At 64.0% G+C, this 17,194-nt stretch carries 13 protein-coding genes and 1 riboswitch; of the genes, 6 read left to right on the top strand and 7 right to left on the bottom strand.

Going from position 1 to position 17,194, the window contains the following annotated elements; genetic code table 11:
* The first annotated feature begins 18 nt into the window (after positions 1-18).
* The 3 genes from FVD38_RS03485 (at position 19) to FVD38_RS03475 (ending at position 3,181) form a co-directional block, all read left to right on the top strand.
* Complete coding sequence (locus tag FVD38_RS03485; RefSeq protein ID WP_147933540.1) at positions 19-1,047, top strand: aldo/keto reductase; 1,029 nt, start codon at positions 19-21, stop codon at positions 1,045-1,047.
* 74 nt (positions 1,048-1,121) lie between these two features.
* Positions 1,122-2,210 carry a DNA polymerase IV gene (dinB, locus tag FVD38_RS03480; protein WP_229493385.1) on the top strand — a complete coding sequence of 363 codons (1,089 nt, stop codon included), beginning with the start codon at positions 1,122-1,124 and terminating at the stop codon, positions 2,208-2,210.
* A gap of 74 nt (positions 2,211-2,284) precedes the next feature.
* Positions 2,285-3,181 (top strand): recombination-associated protein RdgC, encoded by an 897-nt coding sequence (locus tag FVD38_RS03475; protein WP_123070554.1) that lies wholly within the window; start codon positions 2,285-2,287, stop codon positions 3,179-3,181.
* Between the two features lie 116 nt (positions 3,182-3,297).
* On the opposite strand, the gene FVD38_RS03470 is transcribed toward FVD38_RS03475, so the two are convergent.
* Together FVD38_RS03470 and FVD38_RS03465 are read right to left on the bottom strand one after the other, a co-directional pair.
* The gene (locus tag FVD38_RS03470; RefSeq protein WP_147933539.1) at positions 3,298-4,929 is read right to left on the bottom strand and encodes a catalase; all 1,632 of its coding nucleotides are present in this window, start codon (positions 4,927-4,929) and stop codon (positions 3,298-3,300) included.
* A 115-nt stretch (positions 4,930-5,044) separates the two neighbouring features.
* Positions 5,045-5,530, bottom strand: a complete 486-nt coding sequence (locus FVD38_RS03465; protein WP_147933538.1) for an asparaginase domain-containing protein — start codon at positions 5,528-5,530, stop codon at positions 5,045-5,047.
* A gap of 136 nt (positions 5,531-5,666) precedes the next feature.
* Here FVD38_RS03465 and FVD38_RS03460 point away from each other — a divergent pair, with 136 nt between their 5' ends.
* Positions 5,667-6,422 carry an L-asparaginase gene (locus tag FVD38_RS03460; RefSeq protein WP_147933537.1) on the top strand — a complete coding sequence of 252 codons (756 nt, stop codon included), beginning with the start codon at positions 5,667-5,669 and terminating at the stop codon, positions 6,420-6,422.
* Here the strand turns inward: FVD38_RS03460 and FVD38_RS03455 are convergent, their stop codons facing one another.
* Positions 6,423-7,415: a D-2-hydroxyacid dehydrogenase family protein gene (locus FVD38_RS03455; protein ID WP_147933536.1), complete on the bottom strand. Its 993-nt coding sequence runs from the start codon at positions 7,413-7,415 to the stop codon at positions 6,423-6,425.
* Between the two features lie 337 nt (positions 7,416-7,752).
* On the opposite strand from FVD38_RS03455, the gene FVD38_RS03450 reads away from it, so the two are divergent.
* Positions 7,753-9,621, top strand: coding sequence for a phosphoenolpyruvate carboxykinase (GTP) (locus tag FVD38_RS03450; RefSeq protein WP_147933535.1), 1,869 nt, complete (start codon positions 7,753-7,755; stop codon positions 9,619-9,621).
* A gap of 108 nt (positions 9,622-9,729) precedes the next feature.
* Here the strand turns inward: FVD38_RS03450 and uvrA are convergent, their stop codons facing one another.
* Positions 9,730-12,579, bottom strand: a complete 2,850-nt coding sequence (gene uvrA, locus FVD38_RS03445; protein ID WP_147933534.1) for an excinuclease ABC subunit UvrA — start codon at positions 12,577-12,579, stop codon at positions 9,730-9,732.
* 445 nt (positions 12,580-13,024) lie between these two features.
* Between uvrA and ssb the strand changes: the two genes are divergently transcribed.
* On the top strand, positions 13,025-13,528 hold the full coding sequence (gene ssb / locus FVD38_RS03440; protein ID WP_109345880.1) for a single-stranded DNA-binding protein: 504 nt from the start codon (positions 13,025-13,027) through the stop codon (positions 13,526-13,528).
* Positions 13,529-13,606: 78 nt separating this feature from the next.
* Here the strand turns inward: ssb and FVD38_RS03435 are convergent, their stop codons facing one another.
* The 3 genes from FVD38_RS03435 to FVD38_RS03425 form a co-directional block, all read right to left on the bottom strand.
* Positions 13,607-13,990 (bottom strand): VOC family protein, encoded by a 384-nt coding sequence (locus tag FVD38_RS03435; RefSeq protein ID WP_147933533.1) that lies wholly within the window; start codon positions 13,988-13,990, stop codon positions 13,607-13,609.
* Positions 13,991-14,055: 65 nt separating this feature from the next.
* Entirely contained in the window at positions 14,056-15,306 is a 1,251-nt protein-coding gene (locus tag FVD38_RS03430) for an ROK family transcriptional regulator (RefSeq protein ID WP_147933532.1), read from the bottom strand.
* Positions 15,307-15,381: 75 nt separating this feature from the next.
* Positions 15,382-16,647 carry an MFS transporter gene (locus tag FVD38_RS03425; RefSeq protein WP_147933531.1) on the bottom strand — a complete coding sequence of 422 codons (1,266 nt, stop codon included), beginning with the start codon at positions 16,645-16,647 and terminating at the stop codon, positions 15,382-15,384.
* Positions 16,648-16,808: 161 nt separating this feature from the next.
* Positions 16,809-17,028: riboswitch (cobalamin riboswitch) on the top strand.
* Positions 17,029-17,194: the final 166 nt, after the last annotated feature.

The following is a 17,194-nucleotide window of genomic DNA, read 5'->3' as shown; positions in this document are numbered from 1 at the left end:
TTTTGAAAGGTCTCTCTCATGCAATACCGACGACTCGGCAACTCCGGCATCATCGTTTCCCGCCTGTGCCTGGGCGCCATGACTTTTGGGGGCGCGGCGACGCCGCCCTATGACAAGGTCGGCGGCCTGGACCTGGCCGCCACCGAGCGCCTGGTGGCCACGGCACTGGAAGCGGGCATCAACTTCATCGACACCGCCGACGTGTATGCCGACGGCGAATCCGAAAGCCTGCTGGGGCAAGCCCTGGCCGGCCGGCGCGAACAGGTGGTGCTCGCCACCAAATTCCACGCGCCGATGGGCAAGGGCCCGAACGACGCGGGCCAGTCGCGCCTGCACCTGACACGCGCGCTCGAGGCCAGCCTGCGGCGCCTGAAAACAGACCATATCGACCTGTACCAGATCCATAACGTCGACGCACTCACGCCGATGGAAGAGACGCTGCGCGCGCTCGACGACGCGGTGCGCGCCGGGAAGATCCGCTACATCGGCTGCTCGAACCTGTCGAGCTGGCAGACTGCCAAGGCGCTCGGCTTGTCCCGCCTGCACGGCTGGTCCTCGTACGTGTCGGTGCAGGCCTGCTATTCGCTGGCGGTGCGCGACGTCGAACGAGAGATCCTGCCGCAGGTGCAGGACGCGCAGCTCGGCCTGATGGCCTGGAGCCCGCTGGCCGGCGGCCTGTTGTCCGGCAAATTCGACCGCGCCGGCAGCAGCGATCCGGCTGCGCGCCGCATCCACATCGACTTCCCGCCGATCGAGCCGGAGCACGGCTATACCGTGATCGACGCCGTCAAGCGGGTAGCGGCGCGGGTCGAAGCCACGCCGGCCCAGGTGGCGCTGGCCTGGCTGCTGGCGCGTCCCGGCGTGACCACCGCCATCGTCGGCGCCCGTCGTCCGGAGCAGTTGCAGGACAATCTGCGCGCGCTGGCGCTGGTTTTGTCAGACGAAGACATGGCGGAACTGGATGCGGCCAGCAGCCTGCCGACGTACTATCCGGCCTGGGTGCAGGCGATGACCAACGTGCACCGGGACGGCTTCCTGGCGCGCTAGCTTGCGCCAAACCGGATTTCGGACGATACTGTATGCAATTACAGTAGTCCTCCCCACGCGGGGCGGCCTCCAGCGTGAACGCCCCGGTCCGAAAAATCATCCACTGCGATTGCGATTGCTTCTATGCGTCGGTCGAAATGCGCGACGATCCGTCGCTGCGCGGCCGTCCGCTCGCCGTGGGCGGCCGGCCCGACCAGCGCGGGGTGGTCGCGACCTGCAACTACGAGGCGCGCCGCTTCGGCATCCATTCGGCGATGGCGACCGCCACCGCCATCAAGCTGTGTCCGGACCTGCTGGTGATCCCGCCGGCGATGGAAAAATACCGCATCGCCTCGCGCCAGATCATGGACATCTACCAGGACTACACCGAACTGGTCGAACCGCTGTCGCTCGACGAAGCCTACCTGGACGTCACCGATTCCCCGCACTGCAAGGGCAGCGCGACCCTGATCGCGCAAGAGATCCGGCGCCGCATCTTCGAGACCGTCGGCATCACCGCCTCGGCCGGCGTGGCGCCGAACAAGTTCGTGGCCAAGATCGCCAGCGACTGGAACAAGCCGGACGGACTGTTTCTGGTGCGGCCCGACGAAGTCGATGCCTTCGTCGCGGCGCTGCCGGTCAAGAAGCTCCATGGCGTGGGCAAGGTGACGGCAGAAAAGATGAACCGCCTGGGCCTGCAGACCTGCGCCGACCTGCGTGGCTGGAGCATGGACCAGCTGCAAGAACACTTCGGCAGCTTCGGCGCGCGCCTATACGACCTGAGCCGCGGTACCGATCACCGCGAAGTGAACGTCTCGCGCGAGCGCAAGTCGATCAGCACCGAAGAAACCTACACGCCCGACGTGCCCGACCTGGCCGCCTGCCTCAAGTTGCTGCCGGACCTGTACGAGCATCTGCTGGGCCGCATCAAGCGCGCGAATGCCGAAAAATTCATCAACAAGCTATTCGTAAAAATCAAATTCTCGGATTTCCAGCAGACGACGGTCGAGTGCGTGGGCTATGCGCCACATATTCCGACCTATGCGCGCCTGATGGAAACCGGCTGGGCCCGCGCCAGCCGCCCGGTGCGCCTGCTGGGCGTGGGCGTGCGCCTGGGCGAGTCCGAAACCGTCGAGCAGCTGCGGCTGTTCGACGACGTTCTGGACGATTCGATAACGTCCTGAGCTTTTTATATGTAGTTGCCGATCGGCAGCGTAAAATATCGATCCCTCGAAATAGCGAAAATACCGGATAACCTATGTGGTTCAAGAATCTACAGATCTACCGTCTGCCGGCCCCTTGGGCCTACACCCCTGAACAACTGGAAAAAGCCCTCGAGCCACAGGCTTTCGTGCCTGCCAGCAGCAATGAATTGCTGCGCCAGGGTTGGGACGCGCCGCGCCCGAACGGCGGCCTGGTCCACGTGGTCAACAAACAGATGCTGATCATGCTGGGCACCGAGAAGAAGCTGCTGCCGGCATCGGTCATCAACCAGGTGGCCAAGGCCAAGGCGGCCGAGCTGGAAGAGCAGCAGGGCTTCCCGCCTGGCAAAAAGGCAATGAAAGAACTGAAGGAACGCGTGGCCGACGAACTGCTGCCGCGCGCCTTCACCCTGCGCAGCAATGTCTGGACCTGGATCGACCCGGTCAATGGCTGGCTGGTGGTCGATGCGGCGAGCCCGGCGAAGGCCGACGACATCGTGAAACTGCTGCTCAAGGCGGTCGACAAGATGCCGCTGGAATCGCTGCGCGTACAGAAGTCGCCCGTCGCCGTGATGACCGGCTGGCTGGAAGCCGATGAAGCGCCGTACGGCTTCACGATCGACCAGGACACCGAGCTGCGCGCGACCGGCGAAAGCCGCGCCGCGGTGCGCTACGTGAAGCACACGCTGGAACCGGACGACATCCGCCGCCACATCGCCGCCGGCAAGCAGTGCACCCGCCTGGCCATGACCTGGAACGACCGCGTCAGCTTCGTGCTGACCGAGTCGCTGGCGATCAAGGGCATCAAGCCGCTGGACGTGATCAAGGAAGGCGAGAGCCCGACCTATAACGACGATGAGCGTTTCGATAACGACATCATGTTGATGACGGGTGAGCTGGCCAAGCTGCTGACCGACGTGGTCGAGGCGCTGGGCGGAGAAGCCAAGGCCTGATGCGCTTACGGTGATTGAACGCGTGGACGGCAGAGCCGGCTGCGCGCCCCGGTCCACCCTACATCCGAGGACCGTAGGGTGGACGGGTTTCCCGTCCACGCGTTCGACCAGCGTGATTATTTCGCCGCCGCGACCTCCTCGCTGGTCGCCGGTTCCGTCTTCCCACCCGCACCACCGCCATTCTCCAGCTCCCCGCTGGTATAGGTCGCCCCCTGCCGATCCTCATGCGGCGCCGGACGGTTCGGCAACGGCGGCAACGCCTTGGCCTTCTCCAGGTCGATCCCGGCGACTTCGGCCACGCGGCGACCGTAATCCTCGTCGCAGTGCCACAGATGCCACACCATGCGCAGCTGGATCGGTTCCGGGCATTGCTTCAGATCGCCCCCGACGTTGTTGACCAGGTCGTCACGCTCCCAATCCTCGAAAGTGCGGTAGCGCGCGCCGGCCTGCTTGTAGTCGTCGCGCGTGGTCGTGGTCTGGTAGCGGCCCAGGTGGCCTTCGACCCAGGGGCGATGTTCATAGCCCGGCGTATCGGCTTCCTGGTAGCCACCGATCAGACTCGGTTCGTAGTTGATGTGCTTGTTCTCGCCATCGCCATCCACATAGAACGTCATCTGGCCGTCGCGCTGGTTGGTTTGCGCCTTGGCCTTTTCTTGCGGTGCGTTGATCGGCAATTGCAGGTAGTTGGGTCCCACGCGGTAGCGCTGGGTGTCCGAATACGACAGGGTACGACCCTGCAGCATCTTGTCATCCGAGAAATCGATGCCGTCGACCAGCACGCCGGTGCCGAAGGCTGACTGCTCAGTTTCTGCAAACACATTGTCCGGGTTCTTGTTCAGCACCATGCGGCCCACCGGCAGCAGCGGGAACTGGTCTTCCGGCCAGCGCTTGGTGTCGTCCAGCGGGTCGAAGTCGAGCTCGGGATGGTCGCCGTCGGCCATGACCTGGACGCAGAATTCCCATTCCGGGTAGTCGCCGCGCTCGATCGCGTCATACAGGTCGCGCGTGGCGTGGTTGGTGTCGCGGCCCTGGATCTCGGCTGCCTGCTGGGCGGTGAGGTTGCGCACGCCCTGCCTGGGCTGCCAGTGGAATTTCACCAGGTGGGCGATACCCTTGTCGTTGACCAGCTTGTAGGTGTTGACGCCCGAACCTTCCATCTCGCGGTAATTGGCGGGGATGCCCCATGGGCTCTTGACCCAGGTAACCATGTGCAGCGCTTCCGGATGGCTGCAGATGAAATCGTAGAAGCGCCATGGCTCTTGCTGGTTGGTGACGGGATCGGGCTTGAAGGCGTGGATCATGTCCGGGAACTTGATCGCGTCGCGGATGAAGAACACCTTCAGGTTATTGCCCACCAAATCCCAGTTGCCGTCGACGGTTTTCAACTTGACCGCGAAGCCGCGTGGATCGCGTGCGGTTTCCGGCGATTCCTTGCCGCCGATCACAGTCGAGAAACGCACGAATACCGGCGTCTGCACGCCCGTCTCGTTGAGCACGCGTGCCGTGGTATATGTGGCGGCGGGTTCGTCGCCGATCTTGCCATAGGCTTCGAAAAAGCCATGGGCGCCGGTGCCGCGCGCATGCACGACGCGCTCGGGGATGCGTTCGCGGTCGAAGTGGGTGATCTTTTCGATGAACTGGTAGTTCTCGAGCGTGGCCGGGCCGCGTTCGCCGACCGAGCGCAGGGACTGGTTGTCGCGGACGGGATGACCCTGGCGCGTGGTCAGCGTGGGACGCTTCTCATTCATTGCCTTCTCCTTTGATGCGGGTGATCGAGAAAGGCAGTATAGGAAGTCGAACAGGAAGGCAGCGCGCGGCTGCCCTCGCTTTTAATCCCTGTCAAACAAGCGCAGGAACTATTGCTTACAGCTGCTGGAAGACGCCTTCGCTGCGGTTCTTGGTCACGTTATCCCATGGGAAAACCTGGCCGTTCATGGCGACATACACACCGGCCGGCAGGGTCTGCGCCACGCCGCAGGCAAAGCCGAGGTTGAACAGCGCATCCGAATTGGCGATGGAATACGGGATCATGGCGCCGGTCAGCACGATGGTCTGGTCGAGCTTGGCGGCGCCGAGCACGGCGGCCGTCTGGGGCATGGTGTCGGTGCCGTGCACGATCACGATCGCCTTCTCGCTGGCGGCCTGGCACGAGGCCAGCACGCGCTGGCGATCGGCGTCCCCCATGTCGAGCGAATCGAGCAGCGGCAGCACGTCGAGCGCGACCGGCACCGTCATGCGGCTGCGCTTGATCACCTCTGGCAGATGGCTTTCAGCAAAGCCGAGTACGCCGTTCAGTTCGTTGTAATGCTTGTCGAAAGTGCCACCGGTGGCGATGAGTCGCAAAGTCATGTTGGTTTATCTACTCGCAGAAAAAAGGTGCGTCATGATAGCCGCAAACCATAGTGTATCCGACTGTGACTGCGCTAGAATCGTCCGGATCGGATGAGTACACTCATTGTCTTTCTTCTCTATTTTTCCCCTGGCCATGAAAGCAGTCGCACCCGGCACCGTCATCTTCCACCGCCATCGCGGCTATGGCGTGATCACGCACGTCAACCTGCTCACTGGCTGGATCTCGGCGCGTTTCAACGACGAGGCGCGCGCCCTCGACCTGAACCTGTCGAGCGACGAAGTCCAGCACGCTGACGGCGAGCCGATCCTGTTCCGGCGCGCGCCGCCCGACCGCATGCCGCATGCGCGCCTGATGGCCGTGGTGCGCGCATTGCACGAGGCCGGCTACCAGAAGCTGTACCTGTATTCCTGGCCCAAGCCTTCCGGCCTGCACTGGCGCTGGCACCTGTTCACAGGGCCGCGCAACTGGATGCAGCGCACCTGGCGCGAAGGCTGGTATGGCTCGGGCGCCGACTACAACAACAATCCCGTCATGGGTTGGGGCGATGTGCCGGGCGCCACCACCGAAGAGCTGATCCACGCGCTGGCGAAGTTCGATCCGCAAGGACTGGCGCAGGCGCTGGGCCGCGACGAAGACCACACCGCCTGGTTCGCGCAAGCCTGCGACCTACTGCTGCCGGGATACATCTACAGCCTCAATATGGAGCGCCCCGCGGGCGGCGGGCTGGTCGAGACGCCTGCGGTGCCGGTCGTGCCGGTACGGGCGGGCTTGAAAGGCTACAGCGGCCCCGACATCGGCTGGCCGCCGGGCTGGGCGGGACTCTGGACCGGCACCCACGTGATGCCGGCGCCAAAGATCAAGCTCACGGGCGAGCCCGAGCTGGGCTGATCAGCGCTTGCCCAGCGCTTCCGGATTGAGGATGTTCGCCGGCTCGCCTTGCGCGAACTTGACGATGTTCTCGAACGCCGCCTTGAAATAGATTTCGTAACTGTCCTTCTCGACATAACCCAGGTGCGGGGTGGCCAGCACCGTCGGGATACGCAGCAGTGGCGCATCCTGCGCCAGCGGTTCGCTGGTGAACACGTCCAGCGCCGCCATGCCCGGACGCCCCCCCTTGAGGGCTCCCTCGAGCGCGCCATCCGCCACCAGTTCGGCGCGGCTGGTGTTGACGAACAACGCGTCCGGCTTCATGCGCGCCAGGTCGCTTGCCGTGACGATGCCGCGCGTCGATTCCGCCAGCCGCAAATGCAGGCTCAGCACGTCGGCCTGCTCGAACAGCGCTTCGCGCGATGGCGCCGCCTCGAGACCGTCGGCGACGGCCGCCGCGCGGCTGGCCTCGCTGCCCCAGACCAGCACCCGCATCCCGAAGGCGCGCGCATAGCCGGCCACCAGCTTACCGATCTTGCCGTAACTCCACAGGCCCAGGGTACGCCCGTGCAACACTCGCCCCACGCCATTGAGCGCCGGATTGACCGAGGCCGTCTGCCACAAGCCATCCTTCAGATTGTTCGCATACGGCACGATCTTGCGGCTGGCCGCCATGATCAGGGCCCAGGTCAGCTCGGCCGGCGCGAACGGCGAGCCGACGCCTTCGGCGATGGCGATGCCGTGCGCGGTCGCGGCGGCCACGTCGATATGGCCGCTGACCTTGCCGGTCTGCGAGATGAGCTTCAGGTTCGGCAGCTTCGCCAGCAATGCCGGCGACAAGGCGGTGCGTTCGCGGATCAGCACCAGGGCGTCGAAAGGGGCGAGGCGAATCGCCAGCTGGCCCAGTCCACGTGTGGTGTTATTGAAGACCTTGACCTCATGGCCGTCGAGCAGTCGGAAGCAGTCAAGACCGCGCACGGCGTCTTGATAGTCGTCAAGAATCGCGATTTTCATTGGTGTTATCAGAGTTATATCAGTTAAATGTAAACAAATAACAGGGTAGGGCATTTGCCCAAATAGCCTACTACATTACTAGGACATTTCTCCTACTTTTTTGTAGTGAAAGGCCCCGAAAGGCGGTTTTTGGGGTGTACAATCGGCGCAGAACTTACAGGAATGACACGTATCCAACGGTGCTCATGAGACGCACCGCTCAGCCTTGCCAGAGGCTGTCGCCCCAACCGCTGACCCGACCGCTGACCCACCGCGATCCTGACCAGGCCGATTGCCCAATGATTGATCCCGACCCAGCGATCTACCCGAATTCTTTATTGCATTTGGAGGACTCCCCATGAACCAGCCCGTGATGGGCGGCGTTGCCGCACTGAACGTTCCAGCTTACATCAAACATCAAAAGCTCATCAATTGGGTCGCGGAAATCGCCGCCCTAACCAAGCCTGACAGCATTTACTGGTGCGACGGTTCGGAAGAAGAATACGACCGCCTGTGCGCACAGATGGTCGAAGCGGGCACGATGAAAAAGCTCAACCCCGCCAAGCGTCCGAATTCCTATCTGGCCTGGTCCGATCCATCGGACGTGGCGCGCGTCGAAGACCGCACCTATATCTGCTCCGCTACCAAAGAGCAGGCTGGCCCGACCAATAACTGGATGGAGCCGGCCGAGATGCGCCGCACCCTGCACGGCCTGTTCGACGGCTGCATGGCCGGCCGCACCCTTTACGTGGTGCCGTTCTCGATGGGCCCGCTGGGCTCGCCGATCGCCCATATCGGCGTCGAACTGTCCGACTCGCCTTATGTCGCGGTCAATATGCGCATCATGACGCGCATGGGCAAGGCCGTGTACGACGTGCTGGGCCCGGACGGCGAGTTCGTTCCCTGCGTCCACTCGGTCGGCGCGCCGCTGGCTGCCGGCCAGAACGACGTCGCCTGGCCATGCAATGCCACCAAGTACATCGTGCACTATCCGGAAACCCGCGAGATATGGTCCTTCGGTTCCGGCTACGGCGGCAACGCGCTGCTGGGCAAGAAATGCTTCGCCCTGCGCATCGCCTCGAACATGGGTTATCAAGAGGCGCAGCAGGGCGGCACCGGCTGGCTGGCCGAACACATGCTGATCCTGGGCGTCGAGTCGCCGAAGGGTGACAAACAATATGTCGCGGCAGCTTTCCCATCGGCCTGCGGCAAGACCAACTTCGCGATGCTGATCCCGCCGAAGACCTTCGACGGCTGGAAAGTGACGACCATCGGCGACGACATCGCCTGGATCAAGCCGGCGGCGGACGGCAAGCTGGTCGCGATCAATCCGGAAGCCGGCTACTTCGGCGTGGCGCCGGGCACCAACGAAAAGACCAATCCGAACTGCATGGCCTCGCTGCGCGAGAACGTGATCTTCACCAACGTGGCGCTGACCGACGACGGCGACGTGTGGTGGGAAGGCATGACGAAAGAAGCCCCGGCACACCTGATCGACTGGCAGGGCAAGGACTGGACTCCGGCCTCCGGCACCAAGGCAGCGCACCCGAATGCGCGCTTCACCGTGGCCGCGACCCAAAATCCGGTGATCGATCCGGCCTGGGACGATCCGGCCGGCGTGCCGATCTCGGCCTTCATCTTCGGCGGCCGCCGCTCGACCACGGTGCCGCTGGTGACCGAGGCCAACAATTGGGTGGATGGAGTGTACATGGCCGCGACCATGGGCTCCGAAACCACCGCCGCCGCCGCCGGCCAGATGGGCGTGGTGCGCCGCGATCCGTTCGCGATGCTGCCCTTCATCGGCTACAACATGAGCGACTATTTCCAGCACTGGCTGGATCTCGGTAAGAAAGTGGCCGCAATCAATCCGGCTGCGCTGCCGAAGATCTTCTGCGTCAACTGGTTCCGCACCGGTGAGGACGGCAGCTTCGTATGGCCGGGCTACGGCGACAATATGCGCGTGCTGAAATGGATACTCGACCGTACCGAAGGCAGCGCCGCCGCCGGCAACGCGCACCTGTTCGGCACGACGCCGTCGTATGGTGACCTGAACTGGGATGGCGTGGAGTTCACCGAAGCGCAGTTCACCCAGATCACGTCGATCGACAAGAACGCATGGGCCGAAGAACTGAAGCTGCACGGCGAATTGTTCGACAAGCTGTCCTACCGCCTGCCGCAAGAGCTGGTGGATACCAAGGATCGCCTGGAGAAGCAACTGGCCGGCTGAAGACCGGCCGAGTGGGGGAGAGGCCGCGATTCAAAGCGGCCATATAAAAAAGAACAGGGGCAACGCCAATGGCGTTGCCCCTGTTTCATTTGGGTCGAACCGTGAAGATCAAGCCTTGAGTAGCGGCTTCAGGTACTTGCCCGTCGGGCTGTCCTTGACCTTCGCTACTTGCTCCGGCGTGCCGCAGGCCACGATGGTGCCGCCGCCAGCGCCGCCTTCCGGCCCCAGGTCGACGATCCAGTCCGCGGTCTTGATCACGTCCAGGTTGTGCTCGATGATGGCGAGCGTATTGCCCTGGTCGCGCAGGCGGTGGATCACTTTCAGCAGCAGGTCGATGTCGGCGAAGTGCAGGCCGGTGGTCGGTTCATCCAGGATGTACAAGGTGCGCCCGGTGTCGCGCTTGGACAGCTCGAGCGACAGCTTGACGCGCTGCGCCTCGCCGCCCGACAGGGTGGTCGCGCTCTGGCCCAGCTTGATGTAGCCCAGGCCCACGTCCAGCAAGGTCTGCAGCTTGCGCGCGATGACCGGCACCGGCTTGAAGAACTCGTGCGCATCCTCGACCGTCAAGTCCAGCACTTCGGTGATGTTCTTGCCCTTGTACTGCACTTCCAGCGTTTCGCGGTTGTAGCGCTTGCCATGGCAGACGTCGCACGGCACGTACACGTCCGGCAAGAAGTGCATCTCGACCTTGATCACGCCATCGCCCTGGCACGCTTCGCAGCGGCCGCCCTTGACGTTGAACGAGAAGCGGCCGGCGCTGTATCCGCGTTCCTTGGCGGTCGGCACGGTCGAGAACAGGTCGCGGATCGGCGTGAACAGGCCGGTATAGGTCGCCGGGTTCGAACGCGGCGTGCGGCCGATCGGCGCCTGGTCGACCGAGATCACCTTGTCGAAGTGTTCCAGGCCGTGGATCGAGCTGTGCTCGGCCGGCTCGGTCTGCGAACCGTACAGGTGGCGCGACAGCGCCGGATACAGCGTGTCGTTGATCAGGGTCGACTTACCGGAACCCGAGACGCCCGTCACGCAAGTCATCAGGCCCACCGGCAAGGTCAGCGTCACATCCTTGAGGTTATTCCCTTTCGCGCCCGTGATCACCAGCTGGCGCGCCGGGTCGGCCTTGGTACGCTTCTTCGGCACTTCGATCTTGCGCCGGCCGTCCAGGTACTGGGCGGTCACCGAATGCTCGTTGTTCATGATCTGCTCGAGCGTGCCTTCGGCAATGATCTGGCCACCATGCACACCCGCGCCCGGACCCATGTCGACGATGTAGTCGGCGGTGCGGATCGCGTCTTCGTCGTGCTCGACCACCAGCACGCTATTGCCGATGTCGCGCAAATGCTTCAGGGTGGCGATCAGGCGATCGTTGTCGCGCTGGTGCAGGCCGATCGACGGTTCATCGAGCACGTACATGACGCCGGTCAGGCCAGAGCCGATCTGCGAGGCCAGGCGGATACGCTGCGCTTCGCCGCCGGACAGGGTATCCGCGCTGCGGTCGAGCGACAGGTAGTCCAGGCCGACGTTGTTCAGGAACTTGAGGCGCGAAATGATTTCCTTGATCACGCGCTCGGCGATGTCCTTCTTGGCGCCGGTAAGCTCCAGGGTCTCGAAGAAGTTCAGGGTTTCGCGCAGGGGGCGATCCGACACTTCATAGATCGCGCGCTGCTGCTCGCCCTGGCCGATCTTGACGAAACGCGCTTCGGTGCGCAGGCGCGCACCTTCACAGGCCGGGCACTTCTTCTCGTTGATGAACTTGGCCAGCTCTTCCTTGACCGCCATCGAATCGGTCTCGCGGTAGCGCCGCTGCAGGTTGTTGACCACGCCTTCGAAGGTATGCTCGCGGATCACGGTGCGGCCGCGTTCGTTCACATAGCTGAACGGGATCGCGGTCTTGCCCGAGCCGAACAGCACGGCTTCCTGCGAGGTCTTCGGCAATTGCTCGAAAGGCTTGTCGAGGTCGAAGTCGTAATGGGCTGCCAGGCTCTGCAGCATCTGGAAGTAGAACTGGTTGCGGCGGTCCCAGCCCTTGACGGCGCCGGAGGCCAGCGACAGGTGCGGGAAGGCCACGACCCGCTTCGGATCGAAGAACTCGATATGGCCCAGACCGTCGCATTCCTGGCAGGCGCCCATTGGGTTATTGAACGAGAACAGGCGCGGTTCCAGCTCTTGCAGCGAATAGCCGCAAACATTACAGGCGAACTTGTTCGAGAAGACGGTTTCCTTCTCGGTATCCATCTCGTAGGCCACGGCGCGGCCGTCGGCCAGGCGCAGGGCGGTCTCGAAGCTTTCGGCCAGGCGCTGCTTGATGTCCGGGTTCACTTTCACGCGGTCGATCACGACGTCGATGCTGTGCTTCTCGGTCTTCTTGAGCTTGGGCAGTTCATCGATTTCATAGATCTTGGCGGCATTGACGCCGCTGGCGATGCGGAAGCGCACGAAGCCCTGGGCCTGCATGGCCTGGAACAGGTCGCCGTGTTCGCCTTTGCGGCCGGCCACGACCGGCGCCAGGATCATCAGCTTGGTGCCTTCCGGCATGGCGAGCACGGCATCGACCATCTGCGACACGGTCTGGGCCGACAGCGGCTCATGCGGGTGCTGCGGGCAATACGGCGTGCCGACGCGCGCGTACAGCAGACGCAGGTAGTCGTGGATCTCGGTGACGGTGCCGACGGTCGAGCGCGGGTTGTGCGAGGTCGCTTTCTGTTCGATCGAGATTGCCGGCGACAGGCCTTCGATCAGGTCGACGTCCGGCTTTTCCATCAGCTGCAGGAACTGGCGCGCATAGGCCGACAGCGATTCGACGTAGCGGCGCTGGCCTTCGGCATACAGGGTGTCGAAGGCGAGCGACGACTTGCCCGAGCCCGACAGGCCGGTGATCACGATCAGCTTGTTGCGCGGCAGGTCGAGATTGATGTTCTTCAGATTGTGCGTGCGGGCACCACGAATGCGAATTTCTTCCATTAAGTTGGGCAGACTTTCTATCAGTTTTTGCGGGGCCGCAAACGCCAGCAGCGCGGTAAGCGGGCCAATCGGGGAGAACCCGTAAGTGTAGCGCGTTTTTGTTTCGGCTGTACATCTATCCAGTGGTTGCTGTACCAGGGGTGCCAAGTTGGCATACCACTTTGACAAGCGCAGGAAGGCCGGGTCTATGCTATGTGGGCCGATCCCCGGGCGCTTCAATGACAAAGCGTTCAGAACTGGAAAATAATTTTCAGGGTGGTTATTTATCTGACTTAATCGACAACGAAACAGCCGATTCGATGGTGCGTCCGGACTGATGCCAGCCAACGAAAAGGATTGCTGAAACCGGGTGGCGGACCGCATAATAGTCAGCTGCAACACACCGTTCCCTGACGCCTAGAAATACGCAGAGTCAGGGCTTACCATACCCAGCAGGAGTAACACCATGGCATCAGTCAACAAGGTCATCATCGTCGGCAACCTCGGCCGCGACCCAGAAATTCGCTACATGCCGAGCGGCGACGCCATCGCGAACATCGCGGTCGCCACCTCGTACAAATCCAAAGACCGCAATACCGGCGAGCAGAAAGAGCTGACCGAGTGGCACCGTATTTCCTTCTTCGGCCGCCTGGCCGAGATCGTGGGCCAATACCTCAAGAAGGGTTCGTCGGTCTACGTCGAAGGCCGCCTGCAGACCCGCAAGTACACCGACAAGGACGGCATCGAGCGCTACGCCACCGACATCATCGCTGAAAACATGCAGATGCTGGGCGGTCGCCAGGGCATGGGCGGCGACAGCATGGGTGGCGGTATGGGCGGCGGCATGGACGACGACTACTCGGCCCCGCAGCGTCCGGCTCCGCGCCAGGCGCCACCGGCCCCGGCCGCACGTCCACAGCCGAAACCGGCGCCGAACTTCTCGGATATGGATGACGACATTCCGTTCTAAACTGTCCGGACCGGTCTTGTAAAAAACGCCCTGTGGATCCTTGATTCACAGGGCGTTTCTCATTACGTGTATTCACGGTCAGGCGCTGTTGATGCTCAAGATATTCCCGTCAGGGTCTTTGAGCCACACGATCTTCAACTGGCCAGCAATGTGGACGTCGCCCTCGCGCCGCAAGCCGCCCATGTCGTAATGCTCGAAGCGGGCACCCTTGGACTGCAGTGCGGCGACGATATCGTCAAACTTGTCGCCAACATCCCAGGTGATGGCGGTCGCCTGGTTCGTGCCGGCGTACTCCGAGCGGTAGACGAACACCCGTGTATTGCCGCTGCGGTAGAGCGCCATATCGTCATCGCCGCCATCGCTCTCGACCGGCTTCAATCCCAGCAGATTACCGTAGAACTCTCTTGCCGCAGCCATATCGCGTACGCCGACTGTTGCGGCCGCATCCATATTTTCGAGCATGATCGCCTCCATGAATGGGTGGCGAATACTCTAGCGCGAACAGACCCGGCACCGCGCACGCCTTGCTAGCGCCGGGTCGCCTTCAGGAACAATCCATGCGCCGGCGCGAAGTTCGCATGCAGCGGCAGATACGCCGCGCCGATGACCTTGGCGGTCATCCCGATCGTCCCCGCCATCACCAGCGGCCGCTCGGTGCCCTGCCAGCTGTAGCGCGTCATCTGTTCCTGCATCGCGGCGATCAGGCGTTCGAGCAGGGCGCGGCTGACGGCGCCATCGACGATCACCCCGTCCAGGTCGAGCAGGCAGGCCGCGCCGGTGACGCCGAAGGTGATCGCATTGGCGGCTTCCTCGATCCATTGCCGGGTCACGGCTTCCCACGGCCCGCTCAACAGGCGTTCGTCGCTGAACGCCAGCAGTTCCAGGCCGGCCTGCGCATGCATCTCTTCCAGCCGCACCAGCGAAGCCGCCCCGAGCAGCTGCGGCGCCACGCCGCGTTCGTCCGTTCCGGCCAGGCCCAGGGGCATCGAGCCGATCGCGCCGGCGTTGCCGAACTGGCCGCTGTGCGGCTCGCCGTCGATCACCAGGCCGCCGCCGACCAGGGTGTCGACGAACACGTACAGATAGCTTTTCAGCTTGCGTCCGCGGCCGGCCACCAGTTCGGCCACGCAGGCTGCGATCGTGTCCTTGGCGAAGTCCACGCGCAGCGGCGTCATGGCCTGCAGGCGGACGCGCACGTCGACCCGGCGCCAGGCTTCCGCCTCTTGCGGCAGCAGGCTCTCCAGGCCGTGCCAGGTGCCCAGCGTGAGCGGGGCGGCCAGGCCGATGCCGGTCAGGCGCGGCGCCAGTTCCGGGCCGAGGAAGTCATCCACCTCGCGCAGCCTGGCGTCGATGGCGGCGAAGACCTGTTCCACTTCGGGGCTGGCGTAGGGCGTCGACGACTGCCAGCGCAGCGCGCCCGTGAAATCGAGCAGGACCACGTCCAGCGCGCGCCGGCCGATCTGGATGCCGATCGAGAACGCGCCTTCCGGGTTCAGGGCGATCGGCTGCGACGGCTGGCCGACCTTGCCCCGCACCGCGTCGCGCTTGACCACCAGTTGCTCGTCCAGCAGGCGGTTGATGATCACCGAGGCGGTTTGGGTACTGAGCTTGGTCAGGCGCGCGACTTCAGCCTTGGGCAGGCTGCCATGGGTGCGAATCGCCTGCAGCACGACCCGCTCATTGTACTCGCGCATGCCGACCTGGTTCGAGCCGACGCTGCGCAGCAGCGGCATGGTGGCGGGATCAAAGGCGGTAGGCGGTGCGTTATAGGGCGGCATGGCGCGGCGTTCAAGGGGAAGGACGGCTGGAAGCCGCCAGTATACGTCCATTCCCCGTAAATAAACCTGTGCGATTTATTTTTGCGGGCGGTCCAGGTTACGCAGCGCCGGCGACAGGAAGCCGCTCAGGCTGACGAGCGTGCCGGCCACGCCCATCGCCACGAACAGCCAGCGTACGCCGATCGCCTCGCCCAAGGGCGTGGCAAGCGCGAGCCCGACCGGCGCCGCCAGCGCCATGACCATGTTCAGCAGCGACAGCACCCGGCCCTGCAGGTGGTTCGGGATCGTCGATTGCAGCAGGGTCGTCAGCGGCGTGTTCCCGGCGATGAAGGCGCCGCCGCTCAGGCCCCACCAGAACGCGGCCACGCCGAACAGCGTGGGCGGCACCAGCGCCGTCAGCGCCAGGGTCGCGCACGAGGCGCCAAAGCCCAGCAGCACCCACGGCATCCCGTGGCGCGGCGCGATCGCCGTCACGAACATGCCGCCGGCGATCATGCCGACGCCGGCCATCGCCTCCATGAAGCCGACCTGCGGCGCCCCGCCGCCAAAGTACTCCTTGACCAGCAGCGGCACCAGCGTGAAGGCGGGCATGATCACCAGGACCACCGCGCCGAGCAGCAGGTACAGGCGCGAGAGGCCCGGGTTCGAGGTGACCACCGCCAGGCCGGTGCGGAACTCGCGCCACAGGCCCTGCCGGTCCTCGCGCGCCACGCGCGGCTGCGGGATGCGCAGGAACAGCAGCGGCACGATGCCCAGCAGGGCGGTGCCGACGTCGATCCCCAGTGCCCACCCCATCGGCAGGATGCTGATCGCGAGCGCGCCGAGCGGCGCCGCGGCCACCGTCATCAAGGCCTGCACCGTCTGGCTCAGGCCCACGGCGCGCGGCAGGAAGCCCGGCGGCACCAGCATCGCCACGCTGGCCGCCGCGGCCGGCGCCTGGAAGGCCTGCATCGCGCTGCGGATCGTCAGCATCGTATATACCTGCCACAGCGCGATGCTGTCGGCCAGGAACAGCGCGATCAGGACTACCATGCACAGCGCGCTCACCAGGTCGGCGCAGATCATCAGCAGGCGCCGGCTGTAGCGGTCGGCCAGGGTGCCGCCGAGCGGGCTCAAGACCGCCTGCGGCAGCAGGGCCGCGATGCCGGCCGTGGCCAATGCCGAGATGTCGCCGGTGGTGTCCGTGATCCACCACAGCAGCACGAACTGGGTCAGCGCGGAGCCGAGCAGCGACAGCGACTGGCCTGCGAAGATCAGGCCGTAGCGCAGCTTCCAGGGCGAGCCGGGGGCGATGGCCGAGGCGGTCGGGGAGGCTGGCGCCGGTGGTGAAACACAGGTCATGGCGTGGGGTGTGGTGAGGCTTGTCGAACGTCGCATTGTGATCGCGGCGGATGGCAATCCGGTGACATCCGGATGGAGACTCGATGGAGATGCAGCGGTTTCAACCGGCACCGGCCGGAAAAATAATGCGGTGACAAGTGTACAGACTTGGCGGTAGAATCGCGCCCAATCAAGTGAATGGTGCCTTCCTGCTCGTCTGCAGGGAGGTGAAACGGGAAGCCGGTGACGTGCGCGATAGCCATCGCGCGCCAGTCCGGCGCAGCCCCCGCTGCTGTAAGCCTGACGACTCCGATCGAACGCCACTGTGCCCCGCGCACGGGAAGGCAGGACCGGGGAAGGAAGACGGCGAGCCAGAAGACCGGCCATCCACGATGCATTCGTACGTCCCGGGGTGAGGGCGTGCCTGTTGGTTGTTCGCTGTTCCTTCTTTTGCTGCTCGTGCTATCGCCCATGCGGTCGTGCGCCCTCGTGGCGTGCGCGCACGCGTCCCTGTTCATCCTGAAGGATGGCGGCTGCCTGTTGTCATGCGCGCTTTGGCGCGCAGCTA

Source organism: Massilia arenae, assembly GCF_008014745.1.
In the GTDB taxonomy this organism is placed as follows: domain Bacteria; phylum Pseudomonadota; class Gammaproteobacteria; order Burkholderiales; family Burkholderiaceae_D; genus Telluria; species Telluria arenae.
The sequence above is the reverse complement of the archived record's forward strand: the minus strand, read 5'-3'. Positions and strand labels throughout refer to the sequence as shown.

Excerpts from the sequence above, each read along its gene's own strand:
- FVD38_RS03450 (WP_147933535.1), top strand. The coding sequence starts at position 7,753 with ATGAACCAGCCCGTGATGGGCGGCGTTGCCGCACTGAACGTTCCAGCT.
- FVD38_RS03455 (WP_147933536.1), bottom strand. The coding sequence starts at position 7,415 with ATGAAAATCGCGATTCTTGACGACTATCAAGACGCCGTGCGCGGTCTT.
- FVD38_RS03470 (WP_147933539.1), bottom strand. The coding sequence starts at position 4,929 with ATGAATGAGAAGCGTCCCACGCTGACCACGCGCCAGGGTCATCCCGTC.
- FVD38_RS03430 (WP_147933532.1), bottom strand. The coding sequence starts at position 15,306 with ATGCCGCCCTATAACGCACCGCCTACCGCCTTTGATCCCGCCACCATG.
- ssb (WP_109345880.1), top strand. The coding sequence starts at position 13,025 with ATGGCATCAGTCAACAAGGTCATCATCGTCGGCAACCTCGGCCGCGAC.
- FVD38_RS03460 (WP_147933537.1), top strand. The coding sequence starts at position 5,667 with ATGAAAGCAGTCGCACCCGGCACCGTCATCTTCCACCGCCATCGCGGC.
- FVD38_RS03465 (WP_147933538.1), bottom strand. The coding sequence starts at position 5,530 with ATGACTTTGCGACTCATCGCCACCGGTGGCACTTTCGACAAGCATTAC.
- uvrA (WP_147933534.1), bottom strand. The coding sequence starts at position 12,579 with ATGGAAGAAATTCGCATTCGTGGTGCCCGCACGCACAATCTGAAGAAC.
- FVD38_RS03425 (WP_147933531.1), bottom strand. The coding sequence starts at position 16,647 with ATGACCTGTGTTTCACCACCGGCGCCAGCCTCCCCGACCGCCTCGGCC.
- FVD38_RS03485 (WP_147933540.1), top strand. The coding sequence starts at position 19 with ATGCAATACCGACGACTCGGCAACTCCGGCATCATCGTTTCCCGCCTG.
- FVD38_RS03475 (WP_123070554.1), top strand. The coding sequence starts at position 2,285 with ATGTGGTTCAAGAATCTACAGATCTACCGTCTGCCGGCCCCTTGGGCC.
- FVD38_RS03435 (WP_147933533.1), bottom strand. The coding sequence starts at position 13,990 with ATGCTCGAAAATATGGATGCGGCCGCAACAGTCGGCGTACGCGATATG.